At 70.8% G+C, this 15,419-nt stretch carries 14 protein-coding genes and 1 riboswitch; of the genes, 10 read left to right on the top strand and 4 right to left on the bottom strand.

What is annotated here, in order from left to right; all coding sequences use genetic code 11:
• Nucleotides 1-10: 10 nt before the first annotated feature.
• Nucleotides 11-3,961 carry a polymorphic toxin-type HINT domain-containing protein gene (locus LZ604_RS20685; RefSeq protein WP_234516900.1) on the bottom strand — a complete coding sequence of 1,317 codons (3,951 nt, stop codon included), beginning with the start codon at nt 3,959-3,961 and terminating at the stop codon, nt 11-13.
• 405 nt (nt 3,962-4,366) lie between these two features.
• Here LZ604_RS20685 and LZ604_RS20690 point away from each other — a divergent pair, with 405 nt between their 5' ends.
• The 3 genes from LZ604_RS20690 (at nt 4,367) to LZ604_RS20700 (ending at nt 6,223) form a co-directional block, all read left to right on the top strand.
• Nucleotides 4,367-4,798, top strand: a complete 432-nt coding sequence (locus tag LZ604_RS20690) for a hypothetical protein (protein ID WP_234516901.1) — start codon at nt 4,367-4,369, stop codon at nt 4,796-4,798.
• Between the two features lie 391 nt (nt 4,799-5,189).
• Entirely contained in the window at nt 5,190-5,768 is a 579-nt protein-coding gene (locus LZ604_RS20695) for a hypothetical protein (RefSeq protein ID WP_234516902.1), read from the top strand.
• On the top strand, nt 5,765-6,223 hold the full coding sequence (locus tag LZ604_RS20700; protein ID WP_234516903.1) for an acyl-CoA thioesterase: 459 nt from the start codon (nt 5,765-5,767) through the stop codon (nt 6,221-6,223). Before LZ604_RS20695 ends, LZ604_RS20700 begins: the two co-directional genes overlap by 4 nt.
• Here the strand turns inward: LZ604_RS20700 and LZ604_RS20705 are convergent.
• A complete protein-coding gene (locus tag LZ604_RS20705) occupies nt 6,183-7,394 on the bottom strand; it encodes an MFS transporter (RefSeq protein ID WP_234516904.1) in 1,212 nt (403 codons plus the stop codon). The genes LZ604_RS20700 and LZ604_RS20705 overlap by 41 nt on opposite strands.
• A 148-nt stretch (nt 7,395-7,542) precedes the next feature.
• Between LZ604_RS20705 and LZ604_RS20710 the strand changes: the two genes are divergently transcribed.
• Nucleotides 7,543-8,823, top strand: a complete 1,281-nt coding sequence (locus tag LZ604_RS20710) for an ROK family transcriptional regulator (RefSeq protein WP_234516905.1) — start codon at nt 7,543-7,545, stop codon at nt 8,821-8,823.
• A 17-nt stretch (nt 8,824-8,840) separates the two neighbouring features.
• Here the strand turns inward: LZ604_RS20710 and LZ604_RS20715 are convergent, their stop codons facing one another.
• Together LZ604_RS20715 and LZ604_RS20720 are read right to left on the bottom strand one after the other, a co-directional pair.
• On the bottom strand, nt 8,841-9,599 hold the full coding sequence (locus LZ604_RS20715) for an SDR family oxidoreductase (RefSeq protein ID WP_234516906.1): 759 nt from the start codon (nt 9,597-9,599) through the stop codon (nt 8,841-8,843).
• A gap of 88 nt (nt 9,600-9,687) precedes the next feature.
• Nucleotides 9,688-10,572, bottom strand: coding sequence for an RNA polymerase sigma-70 factor (locus LZ604_RS20720; RefSeq protein WP_308283612.1), 885 nt, complete (start codon nt 10,570-10,572; stop codon nt 9,688-9,690).
• A 322-nt stretch (nt 10,573-10,894) separates the two neighbouring features.
• Nucleotides 10,895-11,025: riboswitch (FMN riboswitch) on the top strand.
• Nucleotides 11,026-11,171: 146 nt separating this feature from the next.
• On the opposite strand from LZ604_RS20720, the gene LZ604_RS20725 reads away from it, so the two are divergent.
• From LZ604_RS20725 to hisG, 6 genes are read left to right on the top strand one after another with little or no spacing between them, the layout of a single operon-like run.
• Nucleotides 11,172-11,774 carry a riboflavin synthase gene (locus LZ604_RS20725; RefSeq protein ID WP_234516907.1) on the top strand — a complete coding sequence of 201 codons (603 nt, stop codon included), beginning with the start codon at nt 11,172-11,174 and terminating at the stop codon, nt 11,772-11,774.
• Entirely contained in the window at nt 11,771-12,415 is a 645-nt protein-coding gene (locus tag LZ604_RS20730) for a nicotinamide mononucleotide transporter family protein (RefSeq protein ID WP_234516908.1), read from the top strand. Before LZ604_RS20725 ends, LZ604_RS20730 begins: the two co-directional genes overlap by 4 nt.
• Nucleotides 12,412-13,701, top strand: coding sequence for a bifunctional 3,4-dihydroxy-2-butanone-4-phosphate synthase/GTP cyclohydrolase II (locus tag LZ604_RS20735; RefSeq protein WP_234516909.1), 1,290 nt, complete (start codon nt 12,412-12,414; stop codon nt 13,699-13,701). Before LZ604_RS20730 ends, LZ604_RS20735 begins: the two co-directional genes overlap by 4 nt.
• Before the next feature lie 19 nt (nt 13,702-13,720).
• Nucleotides 13,721-14,206 (top strand): 6,7-dimethyl-8-ribityllumazine synthase, encoded by a 486-nt coding sequence (gene ribH / locus LZ604_RS20740; RefSeq protein ID WP_234516910.1) that lies wholly within the window; start codon nt 13,721-13,723, stop codon nt 14,204-14,206.
• Nucleotides 14,207-14,239: 33 nt separating this feature from the next.
• Nucleotides 14,240-14,512, top strand: a complete 273-nt coding sequence (locus tag LZ604_RS20745; RefSeq protein WP_234516911.1) for a phosphoribosyl-ATP diphosphatase — start codon at nt 14,240-14,242, stop codon at nt 14,510-14,512.
• A 48-nt stretch (nt 14,513-14,560) separates the two neighbouring features.
• The gene (hisG, locus tag LZ604_RS20750) at nt 14,561-15,409 is read left to right on the top strand and encodes an ATP phosphoribosyltransferase (RefSeq protein WP_234516912.1); all 849 of its coding nucleotides are present in this window, start codon (nt 14,561-14,563) and stop codon (nt 15,407-15,409) included.
• The last annotated feature ends 10 nt before the right edge of the window (nt 15,410-15,419 follow it).

Consider the following 15,419-nt stretch of genomic DNA (forward strand, 5'->3'; position numbering starts at 1 on the left):
GGTCCTTCCGCTATGAAGTTTGCGGGTAGAACTGGCCCACTCGGCCTCTGTTCATGCCGAGCACGTAGTCAACACCGTTCACCTTTCCGCGAATCTGATACATGCCCTTGCTGCCGCGCTGCATGAGCATGTCGCGGTTCTGCTTCATGACTTCGCCGATTGCGTTCTGAACGTCCTCAACGCTCATGTTCGCATCGAAGAAGGACTGCGTCTGCTTCACTGAACCATCCCAGTATTTCGGGTGATGGCGAGTGAGGATATGCTCAAATCCTTTCTTGTCGAGCAAGAAGGTTTCACTGCCGAACTGGAATCGCTGACTCTTCCAGTTTCGCAGGACGACCAGGCATCCGCCGCTGTTGTGAACGAGGATCGGCGTCTCGCGCGCCAGCACGTAGTACGTGTGCAGGCCCGCAACGGAGAGGTTGTATGTCCGGGCGGTCTTTTGGAAGGAGCGGTTGCTCCGGACGGTGACCTCAGTGCCGTCCACGGTCCGGAGTGCAGCTCCGGCGTGCAGGTCCTCGGCCTTCACCCAGGTTCGTGAGGAGGGTGACCAGAAGGGGTGCTCGTTGGTGGCGGTGAGGTGTTCGATGCCGTGACGGGTGTGCAGGGTCAGTTCGTCGAACTGCTTGTCGTGCTCGGTGACGATCGTGTCGGTCACGGTCCGCGGCCCGGTGACTCCGGTCAGGGGGTCGGTGGCGGTGACCGAGTCGCCGACCTTGACGGACTCGATGTTCTTCCTCGAACCGTCCGCCATGAGGACCTTCGTCCCGGCGAGGAAGCACTTGAAGCATTTCGCGGCGGCCTTCGCGGCGCGGGAGGCCTTGGCGATGTCCTCGACGCCGTCGGCGGCCTTCTTGAGCAGTTTCAGCTTGCCGACCGGGAGTACGCCGGCCACGGCGAGGGTGCACTTGCCGAGTGTGGGTTCCTTGGCGCAGTCGATGAGGTCGGTGATGCCGAGGACCTCCATGCCGCCCTTGAGGAGGAGCTTGGCCAGGTCGGGCGAGGCTTGCGGCAGTTCGAGGGGCTGGCCGGCCAGCGCACACGGCGGGAGGCTGTCCCGCGACATGTAGGCGATGCAGTGCTTCTTGTTCTTGGCCTGCTTCTCCTGCTCGCGCTGCTGCTTGCGCAGCTCCTCCGCCTGCTTCCGAGCCGCGGCCTCTTCCGCCTTCCGTTTGGTCGCCACGTCCGACCAAGCCTTGGATGCCTCGGTATTGGCTTCCGTGGCGCTCTTGCCCGCAGCGATGGCGTCATTCCGAGCGTCGTCGGCCGCGTCGTCGGCTGCGGAGGCAGAGTCCCGTGCGTAGGCTGCGGAGAATTCTGCCTGGGCGGCTGATTCGTCGGCGTTGGCGGCGTCCTGGTCGGCTCGGTCGGCGGCGTTGCGGGCGGTCTTGGCGGATTCGGCTGCTTGGTTGGCGCTGGTCTGGGCTTGGTCGGCGGACTTCTTCGCGTCCTGCGCGTATTTGCCGGCCTGCTCGGAGTTCTTCTTCGCCTCGGCTGCTGCCTCGTTCGCTTCGTCCTTGGCGTTCTTGGCGGTGGCGGCGGCCTTGGCGGCCAGGTAGCTGTCCTGGCGGGCCAGGGCGGCGATGCCGTCGGCCTCGTCGAGCAGGCGCTGCATCTGGGCGGTGTGGGTCTGGGTGAGCTTGTCCTTGCGGTCGGCCATGTACTGGCCGACCTCGATGAACTCGTGCAGTTCGTCGGCGGGGCCGGTCAGTGCGGTCTTGGCGGCTGCCTGTACTTCCGGTCCGCCGTCGTTGACCAGCTTGGAGGCCAGTACCCGTTCGTCCTGGTTGCGGGCCTGGTACTGGCCGCCGTTGAGGAAGGACATCATCGCCTGCGGGCTGCCGTCGGCCAGGGCCGCCTTGGATGCGTCCTTGACGGCCGGGCCGCCGGCGTTGTTGATCTGGGAGACGAGGACCCGGTAGTCGGCGGTGGCCACCGTGTACTGGCCGGTGGTGTAGAAGTCGCGGATCTGCTCATCGCTGCCCTCGAGCGCTTCGCTCGCAGCGGCGCGGACGCTGTCGTAGGGGCTGGACTGTGCCAGATCGGTGACCTGCTGGCGGATCTCGTCGCTCTGGGCCTGCTGCGCGCCGGTTCTCAGGTAGTCCAGGACGTCGGTGTCGTCGCCGGACAGGGCGCGGGCGGCGGCTTCCTGGCGCCAGGAGCCGTACTGCTTCAACGCGCGCAGGGCCAGGGCGCGGCCTTTGGCGGCGATGGTGGTGGTGTCGGCGCCGGGCTTGTCGGCTTCGGCGGCCAGGGCGGCGGTGTCCTGGCCGATCCGCTTGTCCTCGAGTGCGACCTGGGCGAGCTGGGAGGTGAAGGTGTCGGTGGCGTCCTTTTGTGACTGGGCGCTCTCCATCGCCGCGTTGGTGCGGGTGGCCAGGTCCTCGGCCTCGGTCTTGCGGGCGATGGTGAACACCTTGTGCGCGGTGGCGGCCGCGGCGGTGGCGGTGTCGGCGGCCTGTTTGGCCTTGGCGGCCTGCTTGGCCGCCTCGTTGGCCGCGTTGGTGGCCTTGCCCGCCTGCTTGGCGGCTTCCTCCGCCGCGTCTGCGGCGTTTTGGGCGTGCGTGGCCGCCGCGTTGGCCGCGTCGCGTGCGTCGTAGGCGGCCTGGGCGGACTCGCCGGCCAGGGCCTGGGCGGCGTTGGCCGCCCGGTTCGCCTCACGGGCGTGGCGGCGTGTCTCTGCGGCGGCGGCCTGGGCTTCGGCGGAGTGGGCGCCGGCGGCGTCGGCCTGGCGGTTGGCCTCGTCGGCGGCGTCGGCGGCCGCGTTGGCGTTGGCGGTGGCGCTCAGAGAGGCCTTGACGGCCGCGCCGGCGGCCAGCGAGGCCCGGGCGGCCTGCTCCGCGGCGGCCGCCGACGACTTCGCCAGCGCTCCGGCGGCACGGGCCGCCTGGGCGGAGTCCCGTGCGGAGTCGGCCTTGTTCTTGTCGCCGGCCGCATCGGCGGCGGCCTTGTAGGCGGCTCCGGCGGCGTTGGCGGCAGCGGTGGCCGCGGCCGCGGTCTGTGCCGCCGCCAGCGCCGCGATACGCGCCGAGCGGTCGGCGGCGTTGGCCGCGCTGATCGCGGTCTGCGCCGCTTGCGAGGCGGCCCTGGCGGCCTCGGCCGCCTGCCGAGCCTTGGACGCCGCCTTGATCGCGTCGTCCTTGGCCTGCGCGGTCTCCTTCGCGGCCCGCTGTGCCGCGGCCTTGGCCAGCTCCGAGGCCGCAACCGCCTTGGCCGAGGCCTCCTGCGCCGCCTTGGTGGCATCGTCCGCCTGCTCGCCGGCCTGCCTGGCCTGCTCGGTCAGCTGCGCGATCGTGGCGTGTTCCTGGTCACGGTTGCGGGCGGTGAACTGCCCGACCTCCAGGAACTCGACGATGTCCTCAGGCGTTCCCTGCAGGGCGAGTTTGCCGGCCGCCTTCATCGCCGGGCCACCGGAGCTGACCAGCTGGGAGACCTGGACCCGGTTGTCCGCCTCGCGTGCGGTGTACTGGCCCTCGGCCAGGAACTTCGCCACATCCTGCGGTGTGCCGGCAAGCGCCGCCTTGCCTGCATCCTGCACACCCGGGCCACCGAGGTTGATCACCCGGGACGCCTCGACGCGCTGGTCCTGCTCCAGGGGAGCCTTCCAGCCACCGCGCAGGAACGCGGTCACATCGTCCGGGTTCTGCGAGCCCAGCGCGGTCTTCGCCGCCTGGCGCACCGCCGGACCACCGGCATTGACGATCCGGCTGACATCCACCCGGTCATCGACCGCCTGCACTGCGGGCTCGTCCCGGATGAACGCACGGATGTCGTCGTCACCGCCGAGCAACGCCCGCTCGGCGGCCTCCTTCACCCCACTGCCACCGTCTTGCCAGTACTCGACCACGAGCTCCCGGTCGGCGGGGACGAAGTCCTCCTCGCCGTCCGCCGCGGCTGGCCAGGCGCCGAGGAGTCCCGCCGCCAGGGCCAGCGGCACCAGCCCGGCAGTTGCACCGTGCAAGGCAGTGCGGCGGCCGCGGGCCCGTATGGGCTCAATTGCCCGGCCGTGCGACGCCCGTGCAGGGCGCCAACGTTTCTTCATGCGAAGTCCTTTTCATACCGAATGAGCTTCATGACGTCTTGGTGCGATCACCCGGCGGCCTCTGCACCCACCCCGCCGTTGGCGAACGTGAATTTGCACGCTGTCCGGAATGCGGTTCGCTGGGCAGATGACCGCCCATGACGCCACGTCAACTAGGTTGAAACCCGAAGTAGTTGGGGGGTCCTTCGCAGGTACCTTACATATGCTTCACTTATGCACCTCATCGGGGACGATCAAGTCCCCGCCGATCGAAGGGAACCCGTGACGATGTCACGCGCCGGAAAGACCCTTGTTGTTGGCGCTATAGCGGCTGTAGTGAGTTCTGTGGGCTTTGCCACATTGGCGTCGGCCTCGCCGACCGAGCCCGCGCCCACCGACACGGGCATGCCGTCCGCCGTCGAGACCTACGACTATCCCGGAGCCGCGAAGATCCAGGCGGAGCAGAAGATCACGCTGAAGCGCGGCGACGGCCACATCCTGCTCACCGACTGCTCCTCGGCCTTCGATATCAAGGTCGAGTCCCGCACCGCGGGCATGTACTTCTGTTTCAAGGTCAGCGGCAAGCAGGGGTACCTGACCATGGAACTCCCCGACGCCTACGGCATCTGGACCCAGGACCACCCGGTTCGGGCAACGCTCGACACCGGCGGCAAGGAAACCGTCGTCAACGCCCCCAAGAACGACTACACGCCGGTCGGCGAGGCGGGCGACTCCAGCAAGCGTTCCGTCCTCGTCGAGCTTCGCATCACCGGCTGACCTCTCCCTGAGCCGGGACCGTTGCGTTTCCGCCGGTCGCCGGTCTTCCGCGCCATGCGCGACGGATCTTCCACGGCAGCACGACGGCCGTCTCTGACGGGCCGTCTCTCATCGGATGTCTCCGATCGGCCGACTCTGATCGCATGTCTCTGATCGGCCGTCCCTGATGGCCGTCTCAGATCGGACGTCTCTCATCTGTCATCGCCGCCGGCACCGCCACCGCCATCGCCGCCACCACCGCCGTCACCGGCACGGCAGAAACCGAAGCCGGCCCATCCCCAAGCCGCTGTTCCCCTTGGTCGGTCGGCGGTGGTCGATGGGGGCTTGCGGTGGCGGTGAAGGCACGCCCGCCCTTGCGCTGGAACCGCGTCTCACCGGCTGACCCGGCCGCGTGCCTCCCCCCTCCGCCTTTCCCACGCATCCCGCACGTCCCGAGGAACTTCATGTCCCGTTCCCGAAGAACACCACCTGGTCCTACGCCGAGCAGCTCACCACCGGCGCCTTCACCGGCAAGGGCACCGACGACCTTCTGGTGCGCTGGATCGACGGCGAGACCACCATCTACCCGGGCGTGACCGGCAAGGACCTGCCCGGCGAGATCAAGATCCGGCCCGCGAAGTCGAACTGGACGGACGCCACCGTGGTCGCCGCCGGCGCCTTCACCGCCAACACCGCCGCCGACGACATCCTCGTCCGCCGGGGCGACGGCCACGTCTCCCTCTTCCCGGGCGTGGACGCCAAGGGCCTGCACGACGAAGTCCGGCTCGTGGGCAGGCTGACGCAGAAACGGCTCCCCAGCGGCGGCACCCGGCGATCGACGGGCCGCTCCTGGGCCCGCCTCCGAGCAGCCCGACCGATCGGACCAGAGCCGCGGAGGAAGTCGGCTGAGCGACCGCTTACCATGGGTGAGTCCAGCGCCGCAGTATCAGCGAGCGCCTCACCAGGTACGTCTCAGGAGCTCCGCCCGTGACCGTCGAAGCCCAGGCCGCGCCCGTCGTGTCGTACGGCCGGCTGATCCCCGTCGTCGTGCACTTCGACGACCTGGACGCGTTGGGCCTGCTCCACAACGCGCGCTATCCGGTGATGGTCGAGCGCGCCTGGTCGGCCCTGTGGCACGAGCAGGGATTCACCTTCGAAGGCGACTGGCAGGCCGCGGGGGACTTCTGCAACGCCGTCAAGGAGCTGCGGATCACCTATGAGGCCCCGGTGACCAAGCCGGGCTCGTACGCCGTCCACCTGTGGCTCGAGCGACTCGGGAACACCGGCCTCACGTACGGCTTCCGGTTCTGCTCGGCCGACGGAGCGGTGACGTACGCGCACGGCACCCGGGTCCTGGTCCGGCTCGACGCGGCGACGCTGCGCCCGGCCTCGTGGGGCGAGGAGTTCAGGACCGTGGGCCGGGAACTGCTGCGTCCGGCCGGCTGACCTCGAGCCGGTCGCGCCCGCCCGTGCGCAGCACGCCCGCGCACGCGACGAGCCCGCAGGAGAGCACCGTCACCAGGCCGAACGACACGACGAGGCTGGTCGCCTGGGCCAGTCCGCCGATCGCGCTCGGCGCCACCAGCCCCGAGGTGTACGTGATGGTCGCGACGCCGGCGATGGCCTGGCTCGGGTTCGGCCCGCTGCGGCCCGCCGCCGCGAAGCACAGGGGTACGACGACCGCGATGCCCAGGCCCGTCAGCGCGAACCCGGTCATCGCCACCGCCGGAGGGCCGGCGCTCACGATCAGCAGGCCGCCGAGGACGGCCAGGATGCCGCCCGCCCGTACCGTGCGCACCGGGCCGTACCGGTCGACCACCCTGTCACCGGCGATCCGGGCGAGGGCCATGGTGAGCGTGAAGCCCGTCGTGCACGCGGCCGCGAGCCCGGCGGAGGTGTCCAGCTGGTGCCTCAGGTACACGGCGGACCAGTCCAGACTCGCCCCCTCCGCGAACACCGCGCAGAATCCGACCGCACCGATCAGCAGCGCCGACTTCGGCGGCAGGGCGAACCGGGGTGGAGGCTCCTCGTCCTCGGCGGGCTGGAGGTCCAGCACCCAGGTGCACGCGGCCAGTCCCAGCGCGGTCAGGACGGCGGCCGTCAGCGCGTGGTGCACCCGGGCGTCCGAGCCGAGGTGCGCGGCCAGTGTGCCGGCCGCCGAGCCCAGCAGGGCGCCCGCGCTCCACATGCCGTGCAGACCGGACATGATCGACCGGCCGAGCCGGTTCTCGACCTCCACGCCGAGGGCGTTCATCGCGACGTCCGCCATGCCCGCCGAGGCGCCGTAGACGAACAGCGCCGGGCACAGGGTGAGGAGGTTCGGGGCGAGGGAGGGCAGGACCAGGGCGAGCGTCCACAGGGCGATCAGTCCGCGCAGGGCGTTGCGAGCGCCGAAGCGATGGGTGATGCGGCCCGCGAGCGGCATGGCGACGGACGCGCCGAGCGCGGGGAACGCCAGCGCCAGTCCCAGCCGGCCCGCGCTGAGCGAGGCGTGGTCCTGGATCCACGGCACCCGGGTCGCGAACGAACCGGTGACGGCACCGTGCACGGCGAACACGGCGGCCACGGCGTACCGGGCGCGCCTCACCTCGCGCTGTCCATGGACCCCTGCGGTCATCACGCTCATTCTCGGGCCCCTCCCCGGGTGTGTCCGCCCTGCCGCGGGCGTAAACTATCAGGAACCCTGCCTGATAGATAGGGAGGCCTGCTGGGCAGGGCAGGGTGCCGCCCCTCGAGCGGTCCCGTCGATCTGGGAGGATCCCGGCATGCCCGCATCCCCGAGCACTGCCCGGGCCATCAACGACCGGCTCGCCCTGCGCCTGCTGCAGCAGGAAGGCCCCTTGACGGCAGGGCGGTTGAAGCAGCTCACCGGACTGTCCCGGCCCACGGTCGCCGACCTCGTCGAACGGCTCGCCGCGGCCGGGCTGATCACGGTGGTGGGGGAGTCGGGCGAGCAGCGGCGCGGCCCGAACGCGCGACTGTACGGGATCGTCGCCGACCGCGCCCATCTCGCGGCCCTCGACGTGCGCACCGGCGGTGTCTCCGTCCTCGTCTCCGATCTGCTCGGTGGGGTGCTCGCCGAGGCGTCGGTGCCCATCGGCGGCGACACGGGCACGGGGCCCGCGGTCGAGCAGGCGGTGACGCTGGTGGAGCGTGCCGCCAAGGAGGCCGGTGCCGCTTCGCTGCACACGGTCGGGATCGGGGCGCCGGGACTGATCGACCCCGCCACCGGGGAACTGCGGGACACCACCGGGCTGCCCGCATGGCACCGCCGTCTGGTCACCGCGCTCCAGGAGCGCCTGCCCGCGCGCGTGATCGTGGAGAACGAGACCAACCTCGCCGCGCTGGCCGAGCAACGCGAGGGCGTCGCGCGTGACCGTGACACCTTTGTGCTGCTGTGGCTGGGACACGGCACCGGTGCGGCCGTGGTGCTGGACGGCGCCCTGCGTCGCGGAGCCTCGGGCGGCACCGGCGAGATCGGGTTTCTGCCGGTCCCGGGCACCCGCACGCTGCCGTCGGCGACGGACTGCGAGGGGGGCTTCCACTCCCTGGCGGGAGCGGCCGCCATCGCCGAACTGGCCGGCTGTTACGGCCTGTTGACCGAGGGCCAGGCGGACGGCCCGACCGTGGCGGCACTGGTCGGCCGGGCCGTACGGGCGGTGGAAGGGCGGGATGCCGTGGCCGGCCGGGCTGCCGGGGAAGGCCCGGCCGGCGCCGCGGGCCCGGCTGCCGCCGCAGGCCGACCGGGCGCCCCAAACGGGGACAACGCGTCCCGTTTCCTCGACACCCTGGCCGACCGTCTCGCCATCGGCGCCGCCTCCGTCACCGCGGTCCTCGACCCCGGCTGTGTCGTGCTCGGCGGCGAGGTCGGACAGGCCGGCGGGCGCATGCTCGCCGGGCGCGTCCAGGAGCGGCTCGCCCGGATGTCGCCGCTGCGGACCGAGGTGCGGGCGAGTGCGCTGGGCGGCAACGCGGTCCTGCGCGGTGCGCTGCTGACCGCGCGGGACGGCGCGCAGGACGACATCTTCGCGCCCCCGGCCCGCTGACCTCGGGTCGGCATCGGTCAGCGCGCCGTCGCCCCGCCCGCGTACCGAGCCGCCAGGTGTTCCTCGAACGTGCCCTTGCCCACCGGGTTCCCGGGGGTCAGATGGCCACCGGCGCGCAGCGCGCGGAACGCCTTGCCCGGGACCGGCACGGTCAGGGCCGGCCGTCGGCGCCCCGTCGCCCGCAGCCAGGCCCGGGCCAGGTCCGGGAACGTCCGCACCTCGGGACCGCCCATGTCCTCGACCCGCCCGGCCGGCCCGTCCACGGCCAGTTCCGCCAGCCGGTCCGCCACCTCGGACACCGCGATCGGCTGGTCGCTCACGCCCGCCGGGAGGATCAGCACCGGCAGCCTGCCCATGCCCTCGAAAACCCGCACCAGCAGATCGTGGAACTGGGTCGTCCGCAGGATCGTCCAGCCCAGCCCCGACTCCTGGATCTGCCGCTCGACGGCGTGCTTGGCCTTGTAGTAGCCGATCGGCACCGCATCCACCCCGACGATCGAGATGTACACGAGATGGGCCACGCCCGCCCGCCGCGCGGCCTCGATCAGGTGCACGGCGGCCTGCTCGTCGCCGCCGCGGGGCGTGCTCGCACAGTGCACCACCGTGTCGACGCCCGCGACCGCCGCGTCCAGACCGCTGCCACCCCGGATCAGATCGACGGCGTAGGGCTGTGCGTGACGGGCGAGAACACGCACCTCGTGGCCGCCCGTCCGCAGCCGCTCGGTGACGAGCCGGCCGAGCGTTCCGGTGCCGCCGGTCACCAGGATCGTGGTCATGTGCTTCCGTCCCTTCGCGTGAGGGCGCTCCCTCCTGGAACGCCCCTTCTCCGCTACGACCGGACGGCACCCGCCGAATGTGACAGGCTCAGCAGCGGCCGAGCTGGCGCTCCACGAACGCCAGCTTGTCCGGGTTCACCACCGACCGCAGCCGGGCCACCAGCCCGTCGCGGACCTCGATCGCGACGACCCCCACGACCCGGTCGCCGTCCCGGGCCACCAGCGCCGCCGCGCCGTTGACCTCCTCCACCGTGAGACCGACGTGCGCGAGGAAGCCCCGGAAACCGCCCGCCAGGAAGCGGAGCACCTTCTCGCGCCCCTCGATCGGCCGCCGCGCCGAGCTGACCTTGCCGCCGCCGTCGCCCCACCAGGTCACGTCCGTCGCGAGCAGCTTCTCCAGACCGGCCAGATCACCGTCCCGGGCCGCGGCCAGGAACGACTCCAGCAGCCAGGCCAGGCGCTCGGGTTCCGCCTGGAACCGCGTGTCGTCGGCGGCCAGGCGCCGCACCGCCCTGCGGTACAGCTGGCGGCAGTTGGCCTCCCCGAGGTCCAGCACCTCCGCGATCTCCCGGTGGCCGTACGCGAACGCCTCCCGCAGCACGTACACCGCACGCTCGGCCGGGGTGAGCCGCTCCAGCAGGACCAGCAGGGCGAACGACACGGCATCGCGCTGTTCGGCGGACTCCAGGGGGCCGAGCGTGCCGTCCGAGGTGACCACGGGCTCCGGCAGCCAGGGCCCGGGGTACACCTCGCGCCGGGCACGGGCCGAGGTGAGCCGGGTGAGACAGAGGTTGGTGACGACCTTGGCCAGCCATGCCCCGGGCCGTTCCACGTCCTCCCGGTCGGCCGCGCTCCAGCGCAGAAACGCGTCCTGCACCGTGTCCTCCGCCTCCTCGGCGGATCCCAGCATCCGGTAGGCGAGACCGAACAGGCGCGGACGGTGGCTCTCGAATATGTCGGCTTGCGTCGTCACGCCGACAGCCTCCCAGACGCCCCGGTGGGAGCCCGGCGGCGGGGCAAGGGCCTCCGTCACCGCCGCCGGGCCGTTCAGGGACGGCGCACCGGGCCGGGATCGCCGACCCTAAAAGGACTAGACCAGACGCGTCAATAGGTATGGACCAATTGTCAAATGCCCTTCACGGGGCCGCCGTTGCCGCGATGCGCTCCCACCGGCCGGTCGGCGGCTCCACCCCGCGGTGCGCGTGCAGTCCGCTATGTGAGCATGTGAGGCAGCCCACAGCGGTTCACCCGCATGGCCGTCCATCGGGCGTGGCACACTGAGCCTGTACCAAAAGCAGCGCACTCCGGGGTCGGTGAAAGTCCGAACCGGCGGTTACAGTCCGCGACCCGGTCGCTTCCAGCGATCGGCTGACCAGGTGAAATTCCTGGACCGACGGTTAAAGTCCGGATGGGAGGCAGTGCGCGGCGGGCGGGCATTCGTGCGCGCCGCCGTACCGGCTCGTCCAGAGGACGGGCCCTGTCCGGCGTCGCCCCGGTGTCCTCGCCCGTGTCTGCTGTCGTCATCGACAGGCCCCGGAGTCCGTGCCCTACTGAGGCAGGAGGACCCGGGAAGTGTTCACCGGAATCGTCGAAGAACTGGGTGAGGTCACCGCCGTCGAGAACCTCGGCGACTCCTCCCGCTTCCGTCTCCGTGGACCCGTCGTCACCGAGGGAGCCCGGCACGGCGACTCCATCGCCGTCAACGGCGTCTGTCTCACCGTCGTGGAGCACGAGGGCGACGAATTCACCGCCGACGTCATGGCGGAGACCCTCGAGCGCTCCAGCCTCGGCGCCCTCACGGTCGGCTCCCGGGTCAACCTCGAACGGCCCACCGCCGTCGGCGCCCGCCTGGGCGGCCACATCGTGCAGGGCCACGTGGACGGCACCGGAACGGTGCTGGAGCGCAAGCCCTCCGAGAACTGGGAGATCGTCAAGGTCTCACTGCCCGAGGACCTTTCGCGCTACGTCGTGGAGAAGGGCTCCATCACCGTCGACGGCATCAGCCTCACGGTCGTCGAGGCGGGCCCGGACTACTTCACCGTCAGCCTCATCCCCACCACTCTCGCCCTGACCACGCTCGGCCTCAAGCAGCCCGGCGACCCGGTCAACCTCGAGGTCGACGTCGTCGCCAAGTACGTCGAGCGGCTGCTGGCGAACCAGGGGGCCACCCGGTGAACTGGCTCAACTCCGAGGCGTTCGTCGTCTTCGGCCAGCACATCAAGTGGTCGGACATGATCGGCAATGTCATCGGCCTGGTCGCCCTGGCGTTCGGCTGGCGGCGCTCCATATGGAGTTGGCCCACCCAGTTCCTGTCCGGACTCATCCTCTTCGCGGCCTTCGCCACCGCCCATCTGTCCGGCAGCGCCGGCAAGCAGATCGTGGTCATGGTCGTCGCCGTCTACGGCTGGTGGCAGTGGAACCGCGGCAAGGGCCAGGCGGAGGACGGCCACATCGCCGTGCGGTTCGCCACCTGGCGCGAGCGCGGCGTGCTGGCCGGCGCCGCGGCCGCGGGCACGCTCGCCGTGGCGGGCCTGTTCACCGCCTTCCCGTCGCTGTCCTGGGACCCCTGGCCCGACGCCTACATCTTCGTCGGCACCATCGTCGCCATGTACGCCCAGGCGCGCGGCATGGTCGAGTTCTGGATCGCCTGGCTGCTGGTGGACGCCGTCGGCGTCCCGCTCAACTTCGCCAACGGATTCGCCTTCTCCGGATTCGTCTACGTCATCTACGGCGCGCTCGTCCTGTGGGGCATGCGCGACTGGTGGCTGCGCTCCCGCAGGGCCGCGCGGCCCGTACTGGAAGGAGCCCACGCATGACCACCGCGCCGGTCCTGTACAGCATGGACGACGTCGAGGACTTCGCGCTCGACCCGGTCGAGCAGGCCATCGCCGACATCGCGGCCGGCCGCCCGGTCGTGGTCGTCGACGACGAGGACCGCGAGAACGAGGGCGATCTCGTCATCGCCGCCGAGAAGGCCACCCCCGAGATCGTCGCCTTCATGATGAGCGAGTGCCGCGGCCTGATCTGCGCCCCCATGGAGGGCGCGGAACTCGACCGCCTCCAGCTCCCCCAGATGGTCGACCACAACACCGAGTCGATGCGCACCGCGTTCACCGTGTCCGTCGACGCGAGCGGCGCCCACGGCGTGACCACCGGTATCTCCGCCTCCGACCGTGCCACCACCCTGCGGCTGCTCGCCGGCGGCGAGGCGGGCCCCGGCGACTTCGTCCGCCCCGGCCATGTCTTCCCGCTGCGCGCCAAGCCCGGCGGCGTCCTCGTCCGCAACGGCCACACCGAGGCCGCCGTCGACCTCGCACGGCTCGCGGGGCTGCGCCCGGCCGGCGCGATCGTGGAGATCGCCGGCGAGGACGGCCACATGCTGCGCCTGCCGGAACTGATCCCGTTCGCCCGCAGGCACGGCCTGACGATCATCTCGATCGAGGACCTGATCGCCTACCGCCGTACCTCCGAGCCCACCGTCCGCCGCGAGGCCCAGGTCCACCTGCCGACGGCCTTCGGCACCTTCACGGCGTACGGCTACCGGTCGACCGTCGACGGCGTCGAGCACGTCGCCCTCGTCCACGGTGAGATCGGCGACGGCGAGGACGTCCTGGTCCGTATGCACTCGGAGTGCCTCACCGGCGATGTCTTCCACTCCCTGCGCTGCGACTGCGGCCCCCAGCTGGAGGCATCCCTGGAGCGCATCCAGGCCGAGGGCCGGGGCGTGGTGGTCTATCTGCGCGGCCACGAGGGACGCGGCATCGGGCTGCTGTCCAAGCTGCGCGCCTACGAACTCCAGGAACGCGGCCGCGACACCCTGGACGCCAACCTGGAGCTGGGCCTGCCCGCCGACGCCCGTGACTACGCCGCCGGCGCCCAGATCCTGGAGGACCTCGGCGTCCGCAGCCTGCGTCTGATGACCAACAACCCCGACAAGACCGAGGCGTTGGTCCGCCACGGCCTCAAGGTCACCGAGCGGGAGCCGATGCCCGTACAGGCGGGCGAACACAACCTCCGTTACCTGCGCACCAAGCGGGACCGGATGGGGCACGACCTGCCGGGGCTGGACACGACCGCCGTGTCCGCCTGCGGCAACCAGTAAGAGAGCACGGAGGAGAGACGTGAGCGGCAAGGGTGCACCGGAGCTGTCCGTACGCAACGCGAGCGACCTGCGGGTCGCCGTCATCGCGGCACAGTGGCACGACAAGGTGATGGACGGTCTGGTCGAGGGCGCCCTGCGCGCCCTGCGAGAGCTGGGGATCGACGAGCCGACACTGCTGCGGGTTCCCGGGAGCTTCGAGCTGCCGGTGGCCGCCAAGGTGCTCGCGGGCCGCGGCTACGACGCCATCGTCGCCCTCGGGGTCGTCATCCGAGGCGGAACCCCTCACTTCGACTATGTGTGCCAGGGCGTCACCCAGGGCCTCACCCAGGTGTCGGTCGAGACCGGCGTACCCGTCGGCTTCGGCGTGCTGACCTGTGACACCGAGGAACAGGCGCTGGACCGCGCCGGCCTGGAGGGCTCCAGCGAGGACAAGGGCCACGAAGCCGTCACGGCGGCGGTGGCGACCGCGGCGACGCTGCGCTCGGTATCCGAGCCCTGGCACTGAGGCAGCGCCCGGAGCGCTAGGGTTAGCACCACCATGTCCAAGAAGACGTTCGAGGAGCTCTTCACCGAGCTCCAGCACAAGGCCGCCCACGGCGATCCCGCCACCTCCCGCACCGCCGAACTGGTGGGCAAGGGGGTCCATGCCATCGGCAAGAAGATCGTCGAGGAGGCCGCCGAGGTCTGGATGGCCGCCGAGTACGAGGGCAAGGAGGCGGCCGCCGAGGAGATCTCGCAGTTGCTGTACCACGTCCAGGTGATGATGGTGGCGCGGGGAGTCTCCCTGAACGACGTCTACGCCCACCTCTGAGCCAGCCCCCACACAGTTCCGTACGAACGAGCAAAGGAAGCCGACCTCATGCTGCGCATCGCCGTCCCCAACAAGGGTTCACTGTCCGGCCCTGCGGCGGAGATGCTGCATGAGGCCGGCTACCAGCAGCGGCGGGAGTCCAAGGAGCTCAGGATCGTCGACCCGGAGAACGAGGTCGAGTTCTTCTACCTCCGCCCCCGCGACATCGCGATCTACGTCTCCTCCGGCCGCCTCGACATCGGCATCACCGGGCGGGACCTGCTCATCGACTCCGGCGCCAACGCCGAGGAGATCCTTCCGCTCGGCTTCGCCCGCTCGACCTTCCGCTTCGCCACCAAGCCCGGCACCGCGAGGAGCGTCGAGGACCTCACGGGCATGACGGTCGCCACCTCCTACGAGGGCATCGTCGCCAAGCACCTCGCGGACAAGGGCATCGACGCCTCCGTCGTGCACCTGGACGGCGCCGTCGAGACCGCCATCGAACTCGGTGTCGCCGAGGTCATCGCGGACGTCGTCGAGACCGGCACCTCGCTGCGCAACGCGGGCCTGGAGGTCATCGGCGAGCCCATCATGAAGTCCGAGGCGATCGTCGTCCGCCGCACCGGCGCCGACGCCGGGGAGCCCAAGGTCCAGCAGTTCCTGCGCCGCCTCCAGGGCGTACTGGTGGCCCGGACGTACGTGATGATGGACTACGACTGCCGTGTCGAGCAGCTCGAGAAGGCCGTCGCCCTCACCCCGGGCCTGGAGTCCCCCACCGTCTCCCCGCTGCACAACGAGGGCTGGGTCGCCGTCCGCGCCATGGTCCCGGCCAAGGAGGCCCAGCGGATCATGGACGACCTGTATGCCATCGGCGCCCGGGCCATCCTGACCACGGCGATCCACGCCTGCCGTCTGTGAGGGATCGCAC

Source organism: Streptomyces glomeratus (assembly GCF_021462825.1).
GTDB classification, from domain to species: Bacteria; Actinomycetota; Actinomycetes; order Streptomycetales; family Streptomycetaceae; genus Streptomyces; species Streptomyces glomeratus.